Origin of the sequence: Shewanella sp. NFH-SH190041, from assembly GCF_024363255.1 — a bacterium.
Classification (GTDB): Bacteria; Pseudomonadota; Gammaproteobacteria; order Enterobacterales; family Shewanellaceae; genus Shewanella.
This window is the reverse complement of the sequence record NZ_AP026070.1, coordinates 1,601,381-1,623,056: the sequence shown is the minus strand read 5'-3', so window position 1 is coordinate 1,623,056 and position 21,676 is coordinate 1,601,381. Positions and strand designations below refer to the sequence as shown.

Genomic DNA, 21,676 nt, shown 5'->3' with positions numbered 1-21,676 from the left:
TTTATGATGAACATGTCAGAAATGAGCTTTATAGATTGGCAACGTCAATTTCATTCAGAAAATGCCTGTCTTGATTACCTGAAAATGCAGCGATGGCCGGATGGATTTATCTGCCCTAAATGTGGTCATCGTCAAGCCTATCAAATCCATACCCGTGAGCTTTATGAATGCTGTCAGTGCCATAAGCAAACATCCGTGACATCTGACACGCTGTTTCACGGCACGCATATCCCGCTGTCTAAATGGTTTACGGCCATTTATTTTATAGGGTCAGACAAAGGCGGAATATCAGCATTACGGCTCAAAAAGCTCATTGAAGTTAACTGGCGAACGGCAAGGTTGATACTGAAAAAATTGCGTATCGCAATGGGGCACAGAGACAGACTGTATTGGTTATCTGGCAACATAGAATTGGATGATTGCTTGGTTGGCGGCAAACAAAAAGGTAAACGTGGTCGAGGCGCGGCAGGGAAAACACCGATAATTGTGGCCGTTGAAACCCAAGGTGAACGAGCCGGCTATATTGCCATGCAGGCTGTTAACCGTATCAGCCACCAAAGTGTCGAGCAATTTGTGCAAGCGCATATTCTCCCCAATCAATATGTTCGCTCAGATGGGCTACGTGCATTGACTATCATTGATAAAACCCAGCATCACGAAGCCAGAGTGACGCCGAAAGAATTGGTTGATGAGTGGCTCCCGTGGGTACATATCGCCATTAGCAACCTGAAAACATTTATTCAGGGCACATTCCACGGAATATCCAAAAAATATGTACAGGAATACCTCAATGAGTTCATTTATCGTTTTAATCGCAGAAGAATAGAAAAACAAATTCCTATGCGGCTGTTAAATATAGCTATTTTTCATTCACCTATGAACTCATGCTGAGCAAAGTGCATAGGCATGAAAATTAATTGTCTCTCGACTTACTCATTGATCACGGGTAAACGCCATAAATACAGCATTAAGCAACAACAGCAAATCAGCAATAACACTTTCACCCAAAACAGCGGCACCACGATGATACTCAAACTGAAACTGGCCAAACTCACCAGCATCGCTCGGCGTTTTAACCCAGGGCGCAAAGCGCGCTGTTCTTCCCAGTTTTTCAGTCCGTCAGCAAACCAAGGATGTTGATGCAACCAATCATAAAGACGCTGGCTAGAACGCGCGAAACAAAATGCGGCTAACAGAATAAAAGGCACAGTCGGCAGTACCGGCAACACAATTCCCAACAGCCCCAAAAACAGACTTAACAACCCGATGCATAAAAACAAACCGCGCTTAATGATCATGCCTTCCTATCCATATTCCTAAACTGATAACCAAGTCGATAACGTAATGATTATCAGTATAAACATAAATAAGCCAACGCTAATTAGATTAATCCTGAAAGTTTTAACCATGTCAGACTTGCGGGCAAAGTAGGGATAACGAGAGATAACAAAAACAGCCCCAAATAAACAAAATTAAAGGGATCTTTGAACTCAGTATTTTTCATTGCGACATCCTTTGCACATGATAATTATTGTTATTCTTATCCAACTTTAACATGACAATCAAAAAATGTCAGGAAAACTCAACATAAATAACCCGTTATCCTTGACAACGCACAATGCCTTTTTGAGCCAACTGAGTGAGCAAATCCACAATGCCTTGGTTAATGACTGTATCAGGCAGCGAATCAAACTGCGTCAGTGCCCATTGTTGGATCTGTGACAATGTCATCCCTGGATGATCAGCCAGATACGCCAACACCATAGCAGTCATAGGTACCAGAGCTAAAAACTGCACATCATCTGCTAAGTCACGATAAACACAAAAAAACTGAGGGGATTGAGCCGCCTCTTGGGGTTGGAAATCCACACAAATACGCTGCACTTCAAAATGGTATTGCGCCAATTTTGCACTGGGTGCCAACACCAAATTATCGCTATCTTGCAATAATGGGGTAACTGATAAACCCTCATCGTCTTGAGCAATAGATACAACCAATTCCAGATGTTCATAATGTGCCAATTCCAAAATAAATGGTCGCTGTTGCTGTAATGTGGCACCTCGCGAATTGAGGTAAGAGAGAAATTCTGCGGCTATATCCGCAAAAATAGGAGAAGAACAATCGTGGTGAATAAAAAAATCCCGAATAAGCGCCAACCACTCCGCCTCTCGATACAGAGTTTTCAATACTGGAAATGCTGAGGCAACAAAACCTTCCATATTATTAAAAAACAGATCTTGATAAATCTGCATATGCCGAGCATCCGTATCTGCCGGCAAAGGCTGGTTTGGGTCTTTAATCCGGTCAATAAATTGCTGTTGTAACTGCGCCAGCCCCATCAAGCCCTCCTACTCATCGGTATTGCATTACGTTGAAGGCCGTGAATTTGTTCCAGCTCAACAACGAGTTCAGCCATGGGAGGAATATTAAAATCCCGCTCAAGCAACGTTGGGAAGACACCATGATATTGATAACATTCCGCCAGTAGCTGCCAAACAGGATCAACAACCGCCGCACCATGAGTATCAACAATCAAATCTTCAGCTTCAACATAATGCCCCGCAATGTGCAAATAACGGATTTTATCCGTCGGCATACTGCGTAAAAAAGCACTCGCGTCATAACCATGATTAACAGAGTTAACATAAATATTATTGATATCGAGCAGCAATTCACTACCTGATTCAGCCAATACAGCTCGAATAAATTCCGCTTCACTCATTTCAGCACCGGGCATAGCGTAAGCTGAAACATTCTCCAAAATCAGAGGCTGTTCAAGAATGTCTTGCACCTGTTTTACGCGCTGTGAAACATAGTGTACTGCTTCTGCAGTAAACGGAATCGGCATCAAATCATACAGATGCCCCTTGCCTGAGCAGTAACTTAAATGTTCCGAGTAATAACGAATACCGTGTCGTTGCAAAAAATCTTTCACCTGCTGCACAAACTTGATATCCAACGGAGCGGGTCCGCCGATTGACAGAGATAACCCATGGGCAAAAAACGCGTGAACGTCAGATAATTGCTTTAACTGACGAGCGTAACGTCCTCCCAATGTCATCCAATTTTCCGGGGCAATTTCAAAAAAATCGATTTCATCCGGAACCTGCTGCAACAAACCATCGAGCATATCCCGCCTAAGACCTAATCCCGCCAACGCTTGTTGTGGTAATTCTTGCTCTGACAATCTTTGGACTGACAGTGTCTGTGTCGACATAAAAGATCCTTATTGCGGCATAACGGCATCACCACAGATAGTGACAACTTAAAACTTAAATGCTCTGGAGCTAGGCATTAACCCCATCACAGCTCTGCAACAGAGCACCGGATAACACCATCTACTTAGATTGCTAGCACAAACAATGCAACCGCCTAGTGCCGTGACAGCATCAGCTGTCAGCGGCATCTTGCTTATGGGCAAGCAACTAGTGATCGCCACCGCACTTACCTTCACCACACTTACCTTCACGGGATTTTTTCATACCGCCGCACTTACCCTCACCGCATTTGCCTTCTTTCGCTTTGCTGCTGCCGCCGCATTTCCCTTCACCACACTTACCTTCTTTTGCTTTACTGTGGCCACCACATTTACCCTCACCACATTTACCTTCGGACATGGCTTTACTGCCACCACATTTCCCTTCACCGCATTTACCTTCCTGATGGGATTTTTTGCCGCCACACTTACCTTCGCCGCATTTCCCCTCACCACACTTACCTTCTGCAGCTGCTAGTTGATACCCGGCCGAAAGCTGTTCAAAACCGAAAGGATTGGCCTGGACTTCACCGGCATAAACAGAGCCTGCTACTACAGCACCTAGGGCTGCTGCTACAGCCGTTTTCTTTACTGAACTCATAGGTTTTTCCTTCATTAAGGTGATTTGATCTTCTTATGGCCGACATGTGAGACAGGCCGACTTCCCCATAACAGACCCATAGCGCACAAAATAAATTTCACAAATAACACTTTTAAATAACAATCACCGTATAAGGAAAAATAACAGTCAAAACAACGCTGCGAAAAATGCAGAAAGCCCGACAGCACTTTGTCCGCTCGAGTCGATAAGGTAGAATGCTCGCCCTTTAACTGCAGGAAACTGAACCGCTCTATGACTCCCAAGGTAATACTGGCGCCGATGGAAGGCGTTGTTGATGATTTAATGCGAGATATTCTCTCCAGCATCAATGACTTTGATTTACTGGTGACCGAATTTGTCCGGGTCGTGGATATGCCCCTGCCAGATAAAGTGTTTTACCGACTCTGTCCTGAACTGGCTAATGCTGGATATACACCATCTGGCACTCCTGTCAGAGTGCAGTTATTGGGTCAGGATCCCGACATGCTGGCGATCAATGCCCACAGAGCTGTAGAACTCGGTTCCCATGGAATTGACATTAACTTTGGCTGTCCTGCCAAGTTAGTTAATCGCAGTAAAGGCGGCGCCGCATTACTGCAGTATCCTGAGCAAATTTATAAAATCGTTAAAGCTATGCGTGAGGCTGTCAGCCCACAGCACCCAGTCACGGCTAAAGTACGCTTGGGTTATGAGGATAAATCCGCTTATTTGGAAATTGCTGATGCAGTCGCTCAGGGCGGAGCTAATGAAATCGCCGTTCACGCTCGCAGCAAAGTCGACGGCTATAAACCCCCAGCATACTGGGAATATATTGCACATATTCGCCAACGGCTGTCGATCCCTGTCATTGCTAATGGCGAAATATGGTCAGCTGAGGATGCCCAGCGCTGTATTGACGTTACCGGCTGTGACACGGTAATGATTGGTCGCGGCGCCATTTCGCTGCCTAATCTAGCCGCCAGTATTAAAACCGGTGAGGTCCCCTACAGTTGGGAACAAACACTACAGCTGATGCTTAATTACAGCCAACGGGAATTAAGTAGCCGCAAAAGTTGCTATTACCCAGCACGAATTAAGCAATGGTTCAGTTATTTAAACCGGCAATATCCACAAGCTGATCAGTTATTCCGTGAACTGCGGGTATTTAAAGATACTGACAGTATTGTTCAGTGCCTTAATCAAGCCATGGAATCTTTACATACCAACAATAGCCCTAAAAACAAATATTAATTAACTCATAAAAATAAAATTGATCGTTGAATTACAATCTGAGTTAAAATTTAAAGTATTAATTAAATAAAATGCCGCTTACTAAAGCGGCATTTTCAATTAAATTACTAACTACATTTTAAAGTCAAGCGTGATATAGTAGAAACGGCCAATATTATCATAACCACCTTCACCGCTATCGTTTCCGGTCGCGAATGCTGGCAAATCTCGGTCAAAGACATTATCGAGACCAAGCCCAACAGCTAAGCCATTATTAAATGTATAAGTACCTAAAATATCAGTAACAGCATACGAACCATACTGCATAATATTAGAGTAAGGGATATCATAATTATCACGGAATTGCTCTGTATATAAGTCAACCCGATCTAAATACGTTGTTTTCCAGTTAAAATTCCAATTATCAATTGCATACGCTATTCTTAATTGAGCCTGCCACTTTGCGTCGCCAACGACACCTGCATATTCTTCATAAACAGATGTCTCATCTTGAAATGGATAACGCTTACTTTCAAGTAAATAAGTGGCCAAAATATTTGTTTTAAACTCGCCAGAAGCTATTGGAAAATCATAGCCAACTTGTAAGTCAATACCGGATGTTTCAGATTTTGCAACATTCTGAACAATCTGAGTAATATCTGTTATCTGGTGACTATCTTTATCACGAGTAATCAAAGCACAATATTGATTATTAATTCCTGTTGGTGAGTCAACACACTTATCGATAATATCTTGCGCAGCAATACTACCGATAGCATCATCAATTTCTATTTTCCAATAGTCCAGCATCACCACAAAATTATCTAGATAACCAGGCTCATATACAAAACCAGCAGTCACGGATTTAGACTTTTCAGACTCCAAATCTGGATTACCACCAGAGGTTCCCTCTAGCGTCGCTGAATCGTAAGCATCATCAAAATCAACTGGGATACCCAAAGCGGCACAATTAGCGGCCCTAATTGCCCGCTGACCAGGTTCTAAATCTGCCAACCGACTAGCTTTACAGCTGTCTTTTACTCTAAAAAAGTTTTGTGATTGCGCATCATATAATTCACCAATATTTGGCGCTCGAATAGCTGTTGCAACAGTAGAGCGAATGCGTAAGTCATCAAACATCGCCCAATCCAATCCAAGCTTCCAACTGGTCGCATCACCGACAGAAGAATAATCGGCATAACGTACTGCACCATCGATATTCAATTGTTGAATCAAAGGCAAATCAGCTAATAATGGAACAGATACTTCTGCAAATACCTCTTTTACATTAAACTTTCCACCTTCACTCGATAGAGCATTAAAAAATGTTGTTCTATCCCCATTTTCATCCACTAAACTGGGGTCCTCATAGGTATCACTTTTTTCATGCCGATATTCAATCCCTGTTGCAACACCAATATAACCTGCAGGTAATTCAATTAAACTAGAGTTAGCCATTGAAAAACCAGAGACAAATTGTTCTATTGTCGACTCACCATAAGTGGTCTTACTAATATAATCTCTGGCTGCAGCAGAGACGCTACCATTACCAAATAAATTAGTCGCTACACATCCATTAGCTCTTGCGTCTTCATCGCGACAAACGATATTACCATTATCATCTTTAATGGCATCAATAGATTGCATAAAGTTTTTGAAGATCAGATTGTTATGATTTGTTCGTTCATGTTTGGTCTGCCCCCATAACGCATAACCATCTAGATCCCAACCATCAAAAACATCCCCTTTTATGCCAAAAACATAACGTTGTGTTTTACGGGTATCATCCTCAATTCTGGGCCCCATATCCGTCATAAATCGATTAACTTGAATCGTATCTTCACCAGCCGCATCCATTATTGCGCCCAATTCATCACTGATAAAAGCATTATCCCGTTTAAGAGTACTCTTACCATTAAAGAAGAAAAATGCAGGCTGACCTGATGTAGTCGCATCAGTTTGAGAATATTTTGCTTCAAAATAACCATTAAGGTCATCAGTCAAATCATAATTAGCTTTAAAATTAACAGTGAGTCGATCAAATTCTGGTTGCAACTCTTCCCATTGCTTTAAATTAATATAATCACAATCACCAGCGCAATAAGCTCCATTATACTTATCGCCTTTGTTCACTTCCCGCACGCTACCATTGTCATTAAAGGTATACCAAGTACCACCGATATTAGTTGTCCCACCATTACTGATCCGGTAATGGCCACCATTAGGAACATATTCATAAATTGTTTCACCAGTGGGATTTCTAAATCGCGTCCAAGATGTTGCTGTCTGCTCCCGTTCCATCATGCCTAAATTAGATTGCTTAGCATACTCAACAGAAACTGCCGCATTACCACGGCCATCATCAAAATCGCTACCATAGGACAAGCTTGCGCGCTGATTATTATATCCACTGTCTTCAGCCCAGCCGCTACTAGCTGAAGCATTAAAACCATTAATTCTCTGCTTTAATTTAAAGTTCACAACCCCAGTTACAGCGTCAGCACCATAAATAGCAGATGCGCCACCAGTAATAATTTCAACACTTTCAACCCACTCTGTTGGAATCGTATTGATATCCATCGCGGCAGAACCAGGTACCGCAGCAACATGCCGCTTACCATCGACCAATACTAAGGTTCTATTTGTCCCCATACCACGCAAATCAAGTCGATTTAATCCTGCTGTCCCTATGCTGGTGCCAGAATTTCCTAAAGTATCTGTATTAGCTAATTGAGGTAATTCATTAAGTGCTTCCGCAATATTCACAGCACCCGTTTTTAATAAATCATCTCCAGTAATGACGGTTACAGGTGTTGGCGCTATAGCGCCCTCTCGCACAATACGAGAACCTGTTACTTCAATTCGCTCTACCTTATCACCGACTTCTTCTGCAACGCTGACATCAGAAAAAACAATTGCCATACCAGCAGTAGCACAGAGTGATAATCGAATTGCTTGTGATATTTTTGTTAATGAACTCATTCCATTCTCCCATTCCAACCTATTAACTTGGAAATATTGTTATATTTTTATAAACAACGGGTTAGCGATGTCATTAACATATTGTTAATAGCGGTACAAACAGTCAATCCAATTTACACAGCAAGCCAGCTTAAATATTAGAATCAAAATATATTTATATTTTTCAGTTAGATACGAATATTAACAACAACAGATAAGTTATAAGAATAAATTTACTTACACACTTTCTTAATTAATCAATAACATTCTATGTAGTTTGTATCGGTAATATCTTCGAAACTCATCACTATTTCTGCGATTTCGTGATTTATTACATGTATAAAAAAAGCTGGCCACATAATATGACCAGCTTTAATTCAATATATACTCAATTTAGAACTTTTGATTGTAACGCAGGTAATATTCGCGTCCGATTGGATCATACAGATATGTATCATATCCAGGGAATCCTAAATAATCATTTAATGGCGGCTCTTCATCTAGTAAGTTTCTGATACCAAAATCAATTTTTGCATTCCATGCTAAATGATAACCGACCTGTGCATCAAGGATCCACTGACCATCAGTACGGGCGATTTGTTCGTTCTTATCCTTATCCAGATAAGTCTCTTCCTGACTTGCTGTATAACGGGCAAACAAAGAAGCATCCCACTCGTCCTGAGTCCAAGTTGTGCTCAGATTGATACGATATTGTGGGCTACCCAGTTCGCCTACGATATCTTCCATTGGAGAATCAGGCCCCTTCTTCTCTTCCCAAGTAATCACATAGTTAGTTTCAACGCGGAAACGGAACTCACCAACACCAGTTTCTAACAAGTAATTAGCATTCAAGTCGATACCGGAGGTATTCATTTCACCCAGGTTCATCTTTGGCAGCAACAGGTAATCTACAGACCCATCTTCTTTACGGAACAACCAATCTTTCACCGCGTCAGCGCCCAGTTCCAGTTCCATATCGAAGATGTCCTGGCTTGTCATGGTAGTGATCACGTCATCAATCTGAATATCGTAGTAAGACAATTCCAAATCGAATGCATCCGTCACATTCCATACGGCACCGATAGAGAGAGATTCAGACTCCTCTGGCTCCAGATTTTCGTTACCCATGTAATATGCAGGATACTGCTCTTGAGTGGTGTTACCGCTTACCTTGTCAATTGCCCACAGGTTAGTCAGTGAGCCTTGAGCGTACAGATCATCGAAGGTTGGTGCACGGAAGCCAGTTCCCCAAGATACACGAACTAACAGAGAATCAACCGGACGGTAGCTCAGACCTAACTTAGGGTTAAAGGTCGAGCCAAAGTCGCTGTAATCATCAAAACGTGCAGAAGCTTCAAAATCCAGACCGTCAAAAATCGGGATCAGAGTTTCAGCAGAAGCGGAGAATACCTCGCGGCTCTTGCCCTGGATGATATCACCACCTGAACTACCAATTACATCACCCAGATTGGACGCAGCATCGCTCAGCTTTTCATATTCAGTGCGATTCCACTCCATACCCAGCGCGATAGGCACTGTGCCAGCTGGCACATCGAACATATCGAAGCTCACACCACCGTCAATACCATAGGTTTGAACACGACCGGTAAATACGGCTGTGTGTGCCGCTTTCTGAATGGCAGTTTCATTCTGACCCGGTTTATAGTTAGGGCCTGCACCGAAAAAGTCCAACTCACCACTGTCCAACAGATCCTGTATAATGGCCGAGTTGGCAGTACCGGTTTGAACAGTAGATACATCTGAACGGATCCACTGAGCACCGACATCCCAAGTCATACCACCCATCAATTCAGAATAACCTTCCAGAGCAGTCAGGAAGTTGATGTCTGTATCTTCCACTGACGTTACACGAGGCCCTAGAGGCGTGGTACGCATTAACAGGTCGATATTTGTGTACTTACCATCTGCGGCCTGCTCTTTGATCCACTGATGCTCACTGCCCAATGCCGCGATAGTAGCATCGTAGACGTCTTTGTTAGCATCAGTTCTACGCAACACAGGATCTGCACTGTTTGGTGTACCCGCATACTGACCCTCAGTCCATACACGAGTCATCATCAAACGGTTGGTCCACTTCAAATCGTCGTTAAACTCATGGTCAACTTTAACGAAGCTGGAGAAGCGCTCTTGAGCAGCCATGGTAGCAGAGTCACCAGCTGCATTGTATTTACAGAAAGCATTACCGGTTTTTGGATCTTCCTGCCAAATACCATTGGCATCAACACACATCTTCTCGTTGGCAAAGGCTTTGGCGGTGTAAACTTTCTCACCTTTGTCATCCAGAGTCACTTCATTGTATGTGCCAGAGCCTGGCCAACCATAAGAACTTGGTAAGTAGTTGCTGAAATCACGCTGCTCGTCATACAGTGCACCACGATTGAAATACTCTACTGATGCAACAATGTTGGTCCTCTCACCTACGCTACCAAAAGTCATGCGGACGTTGGTATTATCACCGCCGCCGTGCTGGGTTATGCCCTGTTCAGCTTCGATATCTACGCCTTCATACTCTTTTTTAGTGATGATGTTGATTACACCCGCAACGGCATCCGAGCCGTACACTGCTGACGCGCCGTCACGCAGTACTTCAACGCGCTCTACCGCCGCCATTGGTATTACGTTCAGGTTTTGAGTACCGCCACCAAAGGCTACGGACGTACCCATCCGACGGCCGTCAATCAATACCAGAGTACGGTTTGCCCCAAGACCACGCAGACTCACAGTAGACTGTGAAGACTGACCAGAACCAAAACCGGAAGCATCACGAAATGAACCAAAACTGTTTGAGGCCAGATTACGAACAAAATCTGATAATGTCGCAACCCCCGAAGCATCAATTTCAGCCCGATCAATAACCGTAACAGGAGAAGAGGTCTCCATGTCTGTACGCTGAATACGTGACCCTGTTACTTCAATGCGCTCAACCTTCTCTCCAGCAACCGCTGTATCTTCGGCAATAACAGTGCCGGATACGGCTGATGAAACGAATGCAAACAAGCTAAAACGCACGGCTTTAGCAACTGCAGTCTGCTTTGACATAATATCTTTCCTTTATAATTTGCCTGCATGAGAAAGAGGCATTCACACAAGCTTATTTTTAGTAATCAAACCTCTTAGAAAGAAACTTATCAGTAACATGGACAATATCAATATCCCTTTTTGTTGTCATTTAAGCGTCGTTGTTTATTTTTTGTTTACATAAATAGAATTTTTAATTTTTCAAAAAATAACAATTATCCAATAATGCACCCTAGTACCATTATTGATTCAGATTGTATCAATACAAAATTGCAACAAAACAGCATTAAAATTTATTCAATCAGTTCAATCTCTTTCGCGTAATTGTGATAATGATCACTGTAAAGGCAAGTTGTCGATAGAGTTAACATTAAAAACTCATCAATAATCAAAAACAGCACAGCATACTGTAGCTAAAAATATACAATGGCAATTTGCGGAGTTACTCCTCCGTATTCACTAATTGACACCTCAAAAAGTCACATCTGACCCGTAATAACGCCATTTATTTAATAAATCACTTATTTATATTATTAATAAATATCGTCGAATAGTCTGATTTATACCAATGCGCTATTGGCTATGTCGGTGTATACGATATGCCGTTAATGTTCGATACTGGGAATGTGGCAGAGCGGATAGATTGGGGCAAAGAATTTCTGAAAAATGCCATTAGCAACGATACTCGTAAATTACATGCCATTTCCCCAGCACATCAGGCCGATAAAATCAAAACTGGTGTCTTTCTTATTCATGGTAGTCGTGATCTACAAGCACATTATGAACATGCCAATCTGATGCGAGATGCACTGATAAAATCAGGTAATCCCCCTAAATGGCTGTGGAAACAAAATGAAGGGCATGGTTTCTATGATGAAGACAATATCTCTGAAATGTATAGAGAGATGCTGGCATTTCTGTCAAATTACCTTGATGACTAAGCGATAACACTCACAATCTGTCAATAAAAACAATAAACCCGACTTACGTCGGGTTTATTTCTTCTACGTATCCGATTTTATCTTAACGGGTACGAGGACACAGCTCTTCAGTACTGAAGAAGTAAGCAATCTCACGCTCAGCTGAAGCCAAAGCATCAGAACCATGTACCGCATTTTCATCAATGCTGTTCGCAAAATCAGAACGGATAGTACCGCGAGCGGCTTCTGCAGGGTTAGTCGCCCCCATAATTTCACGGTTAGCCATGACTGCATTTTCGCCTTCCAACACCTGTACCATGATTGGGCCAGAAGTCATAAAGGCAACCAGAGCACCAAAGAATGGGCGTTCACTATGCTCTGCATAGAAGCCTTCAGCCTGCTCTTTTGACAGATGAACCATCTTGGATGCAATGATTTTCAGACCAGCAGTTTCAAAACGGTTGTAGATAGCACCAATGTGGTTCTTAGCAACTGCGTCTGGCTTAATAATGGAAAAAGTACGTTCGATCGCCATAGTAACAAGCTTCCTTTGTCAGCGAGTAAAAATTTCGCGCGAATTATACGAAATTTACTCATCAAAGCCCATCCTTATAACTCAATTTTATGTGACCAGTGTCACATGGCTGCCTGAGCCAAAAATGAGATAGATCACAAATATTAGCCTCATCTAAACTACGATATCAATCACAATTTCCTAATAACAACATCTGTCAAATGCCTGCCTAATTATAACTTCGGCGTTTTACTCTGCGCCCAGTTGGCATTTCAAAAGATAAAAAAAGCCCCGGCAAGATACCTTACCGGGGCTTTGCCAGCGAAATAAGAGTTAGCCTTCGCTAACCATATTCACAGTATATTTTGGAATATCAATAACCAAATCACAGTCAACGACTTTAGCCTGACAGGACAAACGACTTTCCGGCTCTAATCCCCAAGCCTTATCCAGCATGTCATCTTCCAGTTCATCACTGGGCTCAAGCTCATCAAAACCTTCACGTACAATGCAATGACAAGTGGTACACGCGCAAGATTTTTCACAGGCATGTTCAATATTAATCCCGTTACGCAGGGCAACATCCAGAATGGTTTCACCCACTTCCGCTTCTACCACTGCCCCTTCAGGACACAGCTCTTCATTGGGTAAAAAAACTAATTTTGGCATAACTTCACACCTATATCTGATCTACCGACTGGCCGGTCAGGGCCTGACGAATAGAGTTATCCATACGTTTTTCGGCAAATGCTTGAGTTTGACTATCAAGCGCTTCAATCGCTTTGGTTATCGCATCGGCATCATCTGCACCAGCTAATTGGCTAAGTTGTTCCATCGCCGATTGAATGTCATCACGTTCTTGAGAGGTTAATAACGCTCCGTCTTTCGCCAATGCAGAGTGTAGCGACTCCAAGACCCGGGCAGCTTCAACCTGCTGCTCAGCCAGCATCCGACGACTGATATCATCCTTCGCATTCTTCATGGAGTCTTTTAGCATGGTGGCAATCTCAGTTTCAGACAGGCCAAAAGATGGCTTAACCTGAATACTGGCTTTCACCCCGGAAGATTTTTCCATGGCTTCAACACTCAACAGGCCATCAGCATCAACTTGGAATGTCACACGGATATGTGCAGCTCCCGCAGCCATAGGCGGAATATCTTTTAGAATAAAACGCGCCAGCGAACGGCAATCGTCAACTAACTCACGTTCGCCCTGTACCACATGAAATGCCATTGCCGTTTGCCCATCTTTAAAAGTGGTAAACTCTTGTGCTCTGGCCACGGGAATGGTCGTATTGCGGGACACAATTTTCTCAACGAGTCCCCCCATGGTTTCAATACCCAGTGATAATGGCAATACATCCAACAGCAGCAAATCTGATTCTGGTTTATTACCAACCAAAATATCAGCCTGAATCGCGGCACCAATCGCAACCACTTTATCCGGATCAATATCCGTCAGTGGGGCTTTACCAAAGAATTGTGCCACTTGCTCACGCACCAGCGGTACCCGGGTAGAACCACCGACCATCACAGTCTGAAGTACTTCATCGGTATCAATTCCAGCATCCCGCAGTGAACGACGGCAAGCCGCAATCGTTTTGCGCACTAAAGGCTGGATCAATTGATCAAACTGACTTTTACTAACCTCAATCTCCAGCATTTGACCATCAGCCAGAGTGATAGTCGCTTGGGTAGAGCTTGCCTGGGTTAACGCCTCTTTCACTCGCCGCGCTTCGATCAGCAATTGACGACTGAGTTGTGGCGTTAGCTCTTTTAATTGCCACTGCGCAATGAAAAATTGCTGCAGCAGATGGTCAAAATCATCACCGCCCAGTGCAGAGTCACCGCCCGTAGCCAATACCTCAAATACGCCTTTATTCAAACGCAAAATAGAGATATCAAATGTCCCGCCACCGAGATCATAAACCGCAATGACCCCTTCCTGTTGAGAATCCAACCCGTAGGCAATGGCCGCGGCAGTCGGTTCGTTGAGTAGACGTAACACTTTCAGTCCCAACAAACTGGCCGCATCTTTGGTGCCTTGCCGCTGAGCATCATCAAAATATGCTGGTACCGTGATAACCACGCCTTCCAACTGACCGCCCAAAGTGGCTTCAGCTCGCTGGATCAACGGCCGCAAAATTTCACTGCTCACCTGCACAGGGTTTACTGGACCTTGACGGGTATTAAACAGGGGTAATCCATTCTCACTGGCAGTAAAGTGATAAGCATGTTGCTGACTGCCAGATTGAATATCCGCTAAGCTGCGCCCCATAAAGCGTTTTACAGAAATAATGGTATTGGCAGGATCCTGCGCTGAATGCGCGGCGGCTTGATAACCGGTTTCAATAGTGTCATCACCATAAAACACGATAGAAGGTAAGGAATGGCGACCCTGAGTATCGGCAAGTGTGCTAGCTTCACCACTACGCACAGCAGCTACCAACGAATTGGTAGTGCCCAAATCGATACCTACGGCCAGTCGGTGTTGATGCGGCGCGGCACTCTGTCCGGGCTCAGCAATCTGCAATAGGGCCATAATGATTAACTCTTAAAAATTTGGCCCAATAAAAATTGAGCCAAAGAAAATAAAATACCGTTACACCGGCCTATTCAAACAGGGCATCTTCTGCCCGGGCCAGTTCGTCCTGTAACTTTGCCATAAACTTGAGCTTACGGATATCATCTGCAGCCTTTAATGCATCCGGCTCTGAGGTAGAAAGTAATAATTCAGCCAAATTAGCAAACATCACTTTCTCATAAGCAGAAAAAGAGCTGTGAAGTTCATCAATCAACACTTCAGGCTGCTGGCTATGGCCAATATCTTCCAATGCCTCCCGCCACTCCATTTGCTGCATTAAAAATGCAGTGTCTTTTACCGTGGCAGTTTCACCGCTGATATCGAGCCCACGCAGAGCTAACATATGCTCAGCCCGACGTAATGGCTGTTTCAACGTTTGATAGCCGTCATTAATCTGCGCGGCTTTTTGCACAGCGAGCAAGACTTCCTGCTCGCTACCACCGGCAAATTTATCTGGATGTACTGCACGTTGCAGTTCCCGATAACGGTCTGACAACAGGCCTGTATCGAGTTTAAAGGAAAGGGGTAAATCAAATAACTCGAAGTAGTTCATACATCCACGCAGGTTTATACGGTGAAACTTTCACCGCAACCACATTCGCCTTTTGCGTTAGGGTTGTTAAATTTAAAGCCTTCATTGAGGCCTTCTTTGACAAAATCCAGCTCTATTCCCTGCAGGTAAATAAAACTTTTGGCATCAATGATGATATTTACACCATCGATTTCATAGATTTCGTCATCCTCATTGAGCTCATCTACAAACTCAAGCACATAAGCCATACCGCTACAACCGGATGTTTTAAGGCCTAGGCGTAAGCCCAGACCTTTTCCCCGATTGGCTAAAAATGACTTCACCCGCTCTACTGCTGCCGGTGTCATTGTAATTGCCATAGGGACTCCGTTACTCCGCCTGCTTGGACTTATAGTCGTCCAATGCGGCCTTAATCGCATCTTCTGCCAGAATTGAACAGTGAATTTTCACTGGAGGCAAAGCCAATTCTTCCGCGATATCAGTATTTTTAATTGCAGCCGCTTCCTCAATGCTCTTACCTTTGACCCACTCAGTCACCAAAGAGCTTGATGCGATAGCACTGCCACAACCATACGTTTTGAATTTTGCATCTTCAATGATACCGGAATCATTGATTTTCAATTGCAATTTCATCACGTCACCACAAGCTGGTGCCCCAACCATACCGGTCACAACGGATGGATCATTTTTGTCGAAAGAACCCACATTGCGAGGGTTCTCATAATGGTCAATTACTTTTTCACTGTAAGCCATGATACTGCTCCAATTCTCGTTATGTGCTCGGGATTAGTGATGTGCCCACTGCACTTTGCTCAGATCCACACCATCTTTGAACATCTCCCACAAAGGAGACATTTCTCTGAGCTTGCCAATCGAATCCTTGATGGTCTCAACGGCGTAATCAATCTCTTCTTCTGTGGTAAAACGACCAATAGAGAAGCGGATTGAACTGTGTGCCATTTCATCATTCAGCCCCAGTGCACGCAGCACATAGCTGGGCTCTAAGCTGGCTGAAGTACAGGCAGAACCGGAAGATACTGCCAAGTCTTTTAATGCCATCATCAGTGACTCACCTTCAACATAGTTGAAGCTGACGTTCAGGTTACCGCAGTAACGCTGTTCCATATCACCGTTGACGTAAGTCTCTTCAATACTCTTAATACCATTCCACAGCTTGTCACGCAGGAAACGGATACGTTCATTATCAGATTCCATTTCGGCCTTAGCCAAAGCTGCAGCCTCACCCAAGCCAACAATTTGGTGGGTCGGTAAAGTACCGCTGCGCATACCACGCTCATGCCCACCACCGTGCATCTGTGCTTCCAGACGAATACGTGGTTTACGGCGAACGTACAGGGCACCAATACCTTTTGGACCATACATTTTGTGACCAGAAATCGAGATCAGATCCACTTTTGTTTTCTGTACATCGATTGGCAGTTTACCGGCACTTTGAGCAGCGTCCACATGGAAAACAATGCCTTTACTACGGCACAGCTCACCGATAGCATCGATATCATGAACCACACCGATTTCATTGTTCACATGCATCAGGGTCAACAAAATGGTGTCATCCCGCATAGCCGCCTCAAGGCGTTCCATCGGAATAATGCCATTTTCTGCAGGCTCCAGATAAGTGACTTCAAATCCTTCCCGCTCCAATTGACGGCAGGTATCAAGCACAGCTTTGTGCTCAGTCTTACTGGTAATAATGTGCTTACCTTTCTTCTGATAGAAATGCGCCACACCTTTAATTGCCAGGTTATCTGATTCAGTTGCACCAGAGGTGAACACAATTTCACGATGATCAGCATTGATCAGATCAGCCACCTGAGCGCGGGCATTATCAACGGCCTCTTCAGCCTGCCAGCCATAACGATGAGAACGGGAAGCGGGGTTACCGAAAACGCCGTCCATTGTCAGATACTGAACCATTTTCTCTGCGACCCGAGGGTCAACAGGAGTTGTTGCTGAATAATCTAAATAAATAGGAAGCTTCATCACACACTCCGTACTTGGCAATACCGCATTATTGGTAATGCCGACAACGTACTCATTAAAATTCTATTCAATAGCCCAGCATTAAACTGGAACCCGTTGATCTTGCTGCATTTTGTCTTGCTTAACCGAGATAAACTGCACATCCCGCTTCTGCATTAGCCCCGCAAGGCTGATACCATTCAAAAACTCAGAAATCTGTTTGCTAAGATCACCCCACAAGGAATGGGTCAAACACCGGTTGCCTCCTTGGCAATTACCTTTCCCCTGACAACGGGTTGCATCAACAGACTCATCAACAGCGCTGACGACCATGCCAACAGAAATACTGTCTGCAGCTAACCCCAAGCGGTAACCACCACCAGGACCACGGACGCTGGCAACCAGCCCCTGCTTACGTAATTTTGCAAAGAGTTGTTCAAGATAGGACAGGGATATCCCTTGTCGTTCTGAGATATCTGCCAATGGGACAGGACCGGAAGCGGAATGAATAGCCACATCCAACATGGCTGTTACGGCGTAGCGACCTTTAGATGTCAGTTTCATAACTCATGCTGCTCCCAAGTTGATATGGGAGGAGTAAAACATACCTGAGTAATTTAGTCAACTATTAGACCCGGTAAATTACTCAGGTATTAATTCTGCCGGCCGGTTAAATACCCCGCCAATTAGCGGGAGTATTTAACCTTTTTCACCACGAATATTCAATGGCTCTGGCACATTTTGTGAACCTTTGGCTCAGATAATGGGATCAAACTCCTCCATCGCCTTTTGCCGCTTCTCTGCTGCTTCCATTTCAGCTTCACTGAATTCACCGACATCGAGCTGCGGTAATTTTTCAATAGCGATATCGCCCCCCATTGCCTGCACCTCTTTACTGAGCGCTTGCAAATTAGCATCCATCAGATGCATATGATCCAGCATCTGCCCGATAGCATTAGCTACAGGGTCTGGATTATCAGGAGAAACAGCATAGGCATCAAAGCCATATTTTTTGGCCATTGCACTGCGGCGCGCAGATTTTTCCTTATTCGCTTCACTAGGCTGCGCCACTGCCCGACCGGGGATCCCCACTACCGTGGTATTGGCGGGCACATCTTTGACCACCACAGAGTTCGAACCTACCCGACTGCCTTCATGCATAGTAATTGGACCAAGAATTTTTGCCCCAGCACCCACAACCACATGATTTTCCAATGTCGGGTGACGTTTACCAGCATTCCAGCTAGTTCCCCCCAGTGTCACACCATGATAAAGGGTGCAATCGTCACCAATCTCAGCCGTTTCGCCTATCACAACGCCCATACCGTGATCAATAAAAAATCGTCGCCCAATGGTGGCACCAGGATGGATCTCAACCCCAGTAAGCCAACGGGAAAAGGTTGACAGCAAACGAGCCGTCAAACACCAATTAGCCTTCCACATTCTATGACTAACCCGATGCAGCCAAATCGCCTGCATTCCCGGGTAATTCAGCAGAATTTCCAGTGTACTGCGGGCAGCCGGGTCCCGGTGATAAATCGAGGCAATATCTTCTTTCAGTCTTGCGATCACACCCATAGTCGCGTCCTATTACTCGCTTTTACCGACTTTTTTATCAATAGAGGTCAAAATGCCGCGCAAGATGTTCATTTCATGGCTTTCAATTCTGGCCCGAGTGAACAACCGACGCAGTTTTGTCATCACCTGCCCCGGATGGTTTTTAATAATAAAGCCCGTACGGGTTAAGGTTTGCTCTAAATGAACAAAGAAACGCTCCTGATCTTCAACCAGCGGATAGGCTTCTGTTTCAGGCTCCACATCTTGCTGAGCAAGATATGCCACCCGGGTTTCGTAACAGATAAGCTGCACCGCCTGAGCCAAATTCAATGAGCTGTATTCCGGATTGGCCGGTATCGATACATGATAATGACAGCGCTGTAGCTCTTCATTACTTAAACCATGATTTTCACGGCCAAAAACAATCGCTACCGGGCCATGGCTACCTTCAGCTGCTAATTTTTCTCCAGCCTGCCGAGGTTCTAACATTGGCCAATCTAACGTCCGATTTCGAGCAGAGGTACCAATGACCAAACTACAGCCCTCAATCGCTTCAGCCATTGAATCAACGGTTTTCAGGGACTGAAGAATGTCGCAGGCCCCTGCCGCCAATGCCACTGACTGACCATCTGGCTCACACCTTGGCTCGGCCAGATACAGATTGGATAACCCCATGGTTTTCATGGCACGGGCCACAGAACCGATATTTCCCGGGTGAGAAGTTCCCACCAACACAACGCGGATATTGCTGAGCATGAAATGTCTTAATTTCAATTCGTAAACACTGGTTCGAGATATTATCACGCCGACAGGGTTAACTTAACCTAAAATCGGCATTTGCTATATGACAGGTTTTGGGTATAATCCCGCCGCTATTTTTCGTTCTTTAACATCCAGGGGATTGCAATGCATCCAATGCTGACTATTGCCGTTCGCGCTGCTCGCGCCGCCGGCCAAACAATTATGCGTGCCTACACTGACTTTGACCGTGTTGAAGTAAGTGCAAAGGGAATCAATGACTTTGTAACTAGTGTAGACAAGGAAGCAGAAGCAGCTATCGTTTACCACATTCGTAAATCTTACCCTGACCACACTATCGTTGGGGAAGAAAGCGGTGAAAACCGTGGTAGCAACAAAGATTATATCTGGATAGTCGATCCTCTGGATGGTACCACTAACTTCATCAAAGGTATCCCACACTTCGCTGTATCTATCGCTCTGCAACACAAAGGCAAGACTGAAGTTGCCGTTGTGTTTGATCCAGTGCGTAACGAACTGTTCAGCGCAGTACGTGGCCAAGGTGCCAAGATGAACGACTTCCGTCTGCGTGTATCCAACAACACTGATATCCACACAGGTATCATTGCTACAGGCTTCCCATTCAAAGCCCGTCAACACTCTGAAACTTATATGAAGATTCTGGGTGAAGTATTCGCTCAATGTGCTGATCTGCGCCGTGCCGGTTCTGCCGCACTGGATCTGGCTTATGTTGCCGCTGGTCGCATGGAAGGTTTCTTCGAAATCGGCCTGAAGCCTTGGGATATTGCTGCTGGCGATCTGATCTGCCGTGAAGCCGGTGGTACTGTAACCGACTTTACTGGTGGCCACAGCTACCTGATGTCTGGCAACATCGTTGCTGGCAACCCAAAAACCACCTCTGCGCTGGTGAAAACACTGCGCCCATTGCTGAGCGAAGCCCTGAAGCGTTAATCGCCAGTAATATGAGATAAAAAAGACCGCCCTTATGGCGGTTTTTTTATCTCTGTTTAGCCCCCTATGTTCAAATCTTTTCGCTTCCCAAGACAAATAGCGCGAACGTCGTAAAATCCATAGCCAACTCAACGCCCCGCACTGACCACAAAGTCTTTTAAATAAGACTACTTAGATTTAGCCTGATACCCCACACCCCATCGACACAGACAATATTTTGTACTGTTATTAATCACAGTAACACGATAAGACGTGATATTTATCACGATGATTATGGCTTGTTCACCATGAAATGCTGATAAAATGCTATCTGGTTTAGTTCAAGAGGCTAATTTTTATGGGAATGTATCGCAGAGCCGGATTGAAGAGCGTCAAAATTGTCGAAAATATGGTGCTGATTATGATTGCTCTGGCGACAATTGTCGCTATCGGGCAGGAGATAGCCCATGTTATCAGTGTTGGCACAGTTGCACTGGCAGACTTGCTTTTACTATTTATCTATCTTGAAGTCTTTGCCATGGTAGCCAACTACGCTGAATCCGGTAAATTGCCGGTACGTATGCCGCTGTATATCGCTATTGTGGCATTGGCCCGTTATCTGATTTTAGATATGAAAGGCATGGAAGACTGGCGTATTTTAAGTATTGCCGTCTCTACCCTGGTACTTGCTGCCACAGTGATTATTATCCGCTGGGGTCAGTTAAAACTGCCATATCCTAAGTGTCAGGATGAAGATTTATAACTAATAAGAGGCTGTCAAATGACAGCCTTTTTTATGTTGAACATCTCAATTTTTTCATCCATATCAGTTT

20 protein-coding genes and 1 pseudogene are annotated in these 21,676 nt (G+C 44.3%); 5 read left to right on the top strand and 16 right to left on the bottom strand.

What is annotated here, in order from left to right; translation table 11 throughout:
• Window positions 1–6: 6 nt before the first annotated feature.
• Window positions 7–891 carry an IS1595 family transposase gene (locus NFHSH190041_RS07145; protein ID WP_261925010.1) on the top strand — a complete coding sequence of 295 codons (885 nt, stop codon included), beginning with the start codon at window positions 7–9 and terminating at the stop codon, window positions 889–891.
• A 38-nt stretch (window positions 892–929) separates the two neighbouring features.
• Here the strand turns inward: NFHSH190041_RS07145 and NFHSH190041_RS07140 are convergent, their stop codons facing one another.
• The 4 genes from NFHSH190041_RS07140 to NFHSH190041_RS07125 all read right to left on the bottom strand — a co-directional run bounded on the left by NFHSH190041_RS07140 (window position 930) and on the right by NFHSH190041_RS07125 (window position 3,858).
• A complete protein-coding gene (locus NFHSH190041_RS07140) occupies window positions 930–1,298 on the bottom strand; it encodes a YbaN family protein (RefSeq protein WP_261924564.1) in 369 nt (122 codons plus the stop codon).
• Window positions 1,299–1,599: 301 nt separating this feature from the next.
• Window positions 1,600–2,340 carry a DUF2063 domain-containing protein gene (locus NFHSH190041_RS07135; RefSeq protein ID WP_261924563.1) on the bottom strand — a complete coding sequence of 247 codons (741 nt, stop codon included), beginning with the start codon at window positions 2,338–2,340 and terminating at the stop codon, window positions 1,600–1,602.
• The gene (locus NFHSH190041_RS07130; RefSeq protein WP_261924562.1) at window positions 2,340–3,218 is read right to left on the bottom strand and encodes a DUF692 domain-containing protein; all 879 of its coding nucleotides are present in this window, start codon (window positions 3,216–3,218) and stop codon (window positions 2,340–2,342) included. Before NFHSH190041_RS07130 ends, NFHSH190041_RS07135 begins: the two co-directional genes overlap by 1 nt.
• Before the next feature lie 208 nt (window positions 3,219–3,426).
• Window positions 3,427–3,858, bottom strand: coding sequence for a hypothetical protein (locus NFHSH190041_RS07125; protein ID WP_261924561.1), 432 nt, complete (start codon window positions 3,856–3,858; stop codon window positions 3,427–3,429).
• A 252-nt stretch (window positions 3,859–4,110) separates the two neighbouring features.
• Here NFHSH190041_RS07125 and dusC point away from each other — a divergent pair, with 252 nt between their 5' ends.
• Window positions 4,111–5,088, top strand: a complete 978-nt coding sequence (gene dusC / locus NFHSH190041_RS07120; protein WP_261924560.1) for a tRNA dihydrouridine(16) synthase DusC — start codon at window positions 4,111–4,113, stop codon at window positions 5,086–5,088.
• Between the two features lie 111 nt (window positions 5,089–5,199).
• Here dusC and NFHSH190041_RS07115 read toward each other — a convergent pair whose 3' ends face one another.
• Entirely contained in the window at window positions 5,200–8,049 is a 2,850-nt protein-coding gene (locus tag NFHSH190041_RS07115) for a TonB-dependent receptor domain-containing protein (protein ID WP_261924559.1), read from the bottom strand.
• A gap of 372 nt (window positions 8,050–8,421) precedes the next feature.
• Entirely contained in the window at window positions 8,422–11,088 is a 2,667-nt protein-coding gene (locus tag NFHSH190041_RS07110) for a TonB-dependent receptor plug domain-containing protein (RefSeq protein ID WP_261924558.1), read from the bottom strand.
• A 548-nt stretch (window positions 11,089–11,636) separates the two neighbouring features.
• Between NFHSH190041_RS07110 and NFHSH190041_RS07105 the strand changes: the two are divergent.
• Window positions 11,637–12,008, top strand: a pseudogene (locus tag NFHSH190041_RS07105) (alpha/beta hydrolase family protein); the annotation flags it as partial.
• Window positions 12,009–12,090: 82 nt separating this feature from the next.
• Here the strand turns inward: NFHSH190041_RS07105 and ndk are convergent.
• From ndk to trmJ, 10 genes are all read right to left on the bottom strand, one after another.
• Complete coding sequence (gene ndk / locus NFHSH190041_RS07100) at window positions 12,091–12,522, bottom strand: nucleoside-diphosphate kinase (RefSeq protein WP_261924557.1); 432 nt, start codon at window positions 12,520–12,522, stop codon at window positions 12,091–12,093.
• A gap of 312 nt (window positions 12,523–12,834) precedes the next feature.
• A complete protein-coding gene (fdx, locus tag NFHSH190041_RS07095) occupies window positions 12,835–13,170 on the bottom strand; it encodes an ISC system 2Fe-2S type ferredoxin (RefSeq protein WP_261924556.1) in 336 nt (111 codons plus the stop codon).
• Between the two features lie 10 nt (window positions 13,171–13,180).
• On the bottom strand, window positions 13,181–15,043 hold the full coding sequence (gene hscA, locus NFHSH190041_RS07090) for a Fe-S protein assembly chaperone HscA (RefSeq protein ID WP_261924555.1): 1,863 nt from the start codon (window positions 15,041–15,043) through the stop codon (window positions 13,181–13,183).
• A 70-nt stretch (window positions 15,044–15,113) separates the two neighbouring features.
• Entirely contained in the window at window positions 15,114–15,638 is a 525-nt protein-coding gene (gene hscB, locus NFHSH190041_RS07085; protein ID WP_261924554.1) for a co-chaperone HscB, read from the bottom strand.
• Between the two features lie 14 nt (window positions 15,639–15,652).
• Window positions 15,653–15,976, bottom strand: coding sequence for an iron-sulfur cluster assembly protein IscA (gene iscA, locus NFHSH190041_RS07080; protein WP_261924553.1), 324 nt, complete (start codon window positions 15,974–15,976; stop codon window positions 15,653–15,655).
• A 10-nt stretch (window positions 15,977–15,986) separates the two neighbouring features.
• Window positions 15,987–16,370 (bottom strand): Fe-S cluster assembly scaffold IscU, encoded by a 384-nt coding sequence (iscU, locus tag NFHSH190041_RS07075; RefSeq protein ID WP_261924552.1) that lies wholly within the window; start codon window positions 16,368–16,370, stop codon window positions 15,987–15,989.
• 33 nt (window positions 16,371–16,403) lie between these two features.
• Window positions 16,404–17,618 carry an IscS subfamily cysteine desulfurase gene (locus NFHSH190041_RS07070; RefSeq protein ID WP_261924551.1) on the bottom strand — a complete coding sequence of 405 codons (1,215 nt, stop codon included), beginning with the start codon at window positions 17,616–17,618 and terminating at the stop codon, window positions 16,404–16,406.
• A gap of 81 nt (window positions 17,619–17,699) precedes the next feature.
• Entirely contained in the window at window positions 17,700–18,161 is a 462-nt protein-coding gene (gene iscR / locus NFHSH190041_RS07065; protein ID WP_261924550.1) for a Fe-S cluster assembly transcriptional regulator IscR, read from the bottom strand.
• 192 nt (window positions 18,162–18,353) lie between these two features.
• A complete protein-coding gene (gene cysE / locus NFHSH190041_RS07060; RefSeq protein WP_261924549.1) occupies window positions 18,354–19,175 on the bottom strand; it encodes a serine O-acetyltransferase in 822 nt (273 codons plus the stop codon).
• Window positions 19,176–19,187: 12 nt separating this feature from the next.
• Entirely contained in the window at window positions 19,188–19,910 is a 723-nt protein-coding gene (gene trmJ / locus NFHSH190041_RS07055) for a tRNA (cytosine(32)/uridine(32)-2'-O)-methyltransferase TrmJ (protein ID WP_261924548.1), read from the bottom strand.
• A gap of 150 nt (window positions 19,911–20,060) precedes the next feature.
• On the opposite strand from trmJ, the gene suhB reads away from it, so the two are divergent.
• Complete coding sequence (gene suhB / locus NFHSH190041_RS07050; protein WP_261924547.1) at window positions 20,061–20,864, top strand: inositol-1-monophosphatase; 804 nt, start codon at window positions 20,061–20,063, stop codon at window positions 20,862–20,864.
• Window positions 20,865–21,201: 337 nt separating this feature from the next.
• On the top strand, window positions 21,202–21,606 hold the full coding sequence (locus NFHSH190041_RS07045) for a phosphate-starvation-inducible protein PsiE (protein ID WP_261924546.1): 405 nt from the start codon (window positions 21,202–21,204) through the stop codon (window positions 21,604–21,606).
• Window positions 21,607–21,676: the final 70 nt, after the last annotated feature.

Bases quoted from the DNA above. Each gene is read 5' to 3' on its own strand.
- NFHSH190041_RS07145 (WP_261925010.1), top strand. From the start codon at position 7: ATGAACATGTCAGAAATGAGCTTTATAGATTGGCAACGTCAATTTCAT.
- NFHSH190041_RS07140 (WP_261924564.1), bottom strand. From the start codon at position 1,298: ATGATCATTAAGCGCGGTTTGTTTTTATGCATCGGGTTGTTAAGTCTG.
- NFHSH190041_RS07135 (WP_261924563.1), bottom strand. From the start codon at position 2,340: ATGGGGCTGGCGCAGTTACAACAGCAATTTATTGACCGGATTAAAGAC.
- NFHSH190041_RS07130 (WP_261924562.1), bottom strand. From the start codon at position 3,218: ATGTCGACACAGACACTGTCAGTCCAAAGATTGTCAGAGCAAGAATTA.
- NFHSH190041_RS07125 (WP_261924561.1), bottom strand. From the start codon at position 3,858: ATGAGTTCAGTAAAGAAAACGGCTGTAGCAGCAGCCCTAGGTGCTGTA.
- dusC (WP_261924560.1), top strand. From the start codon at position 4,111: ATGACTCCCAAGGTAATACTGGCGCCGATGGAAGGCGTTGTTGATGAT.
- NFHSH190041_RS07115 (WP_261924559.1), bottom strand. From the start codon at position 8,049: ATGAGTTCATTAACAAAAATATCACAAGCAATTCGATTATCACTCTGT.
- NFHSH190041_RS07110 (WP_261924558.1), bottom strand. From the start codon at position 11,088: ATGTCAAAGCAGACTGCAGTTGCTAAAGCCGTGCGTTTTAGCTTGTTT.
- ndk (WP_261924557.1), bottom strand. From the start codon at position 12,522: ATGGCGATCGAACGTACTTTTTCCATTATTAAGCCAGACGCAGTTGCT.
- fdx (WP_261924556.1), bottom strand. From the start codon at position 13,170: ATGCCAAAATTAGTTTTTTTACCCAATGAAGAGCTGTGTCCTGAAGGG.
- hscA (WP_261924555.1), bottom strand. From the start codon at position 15,043: ATGGCCCTATTGCAGATTGCTGAGCCCGGACAGAGTGCCGCGCCGCAT.
- hscB (WP_261924554.1), bottom strand. From the start codon at position 15,638: ATGAACTACTTCGAGTTATTTGATTTACCCCTTTCCTTTAAACTCGAT.
- iscA (WP_261924553.1), bottom strand. From the start codon at position 15,976: ATGGCAATTACAATGACACCGGCAGCAGTAGAGCGGGTGAAGTCATTT.
- iscU (WP_261924552.1), bottom strand. From the start codon at position 16,370: ATGGCTTACAGTGAAAAAGTAATTGACCATTATGAGAACCCTCGCAAT.
- NFHSH190041_RS07070 (WP_261924551.1), bottom strand. From the start codon at position 17,618: ATGAAGCTTCCTATTTATTTAGATTATTCAGCAACAACTCCTGTTGAC.
- iscR (WP_261924550.1), bottom strand. From the start codon at position 18,161: ATGAAACTGACATCTAAAGGTCGCTACGCCGTAACAGCCATGTTGGAT.
- cysE (WP_261924549.1), bottom strand. From the start codon at position 19,175: ATGGGTGTGATCGCAAGACTGAAAGAAGATATTGCCTCGATTTATCAC.
- trmJ (WP_261924548.1), bottom strand. From the start codon at position 19,910: ATGCTCAGCAATATCCGCGTTGTGTTGGTGGGAACTTCTCACCCGGGA.
- suhB (WP_261924547.1), top strand. From the start codon at position 20,061: ATGCATCCAATGCTGACTATTGCCGTTCGCGCTGCTCGCGCCGCCGGC.
- NFHSH190041_RS07045 (WP_261924546.1), top strand. From the start codon at position 21,202: ATGGGAATGTATCGCAGAGCCGGATTGAAGAGCGTCAAAATTGTCGAA.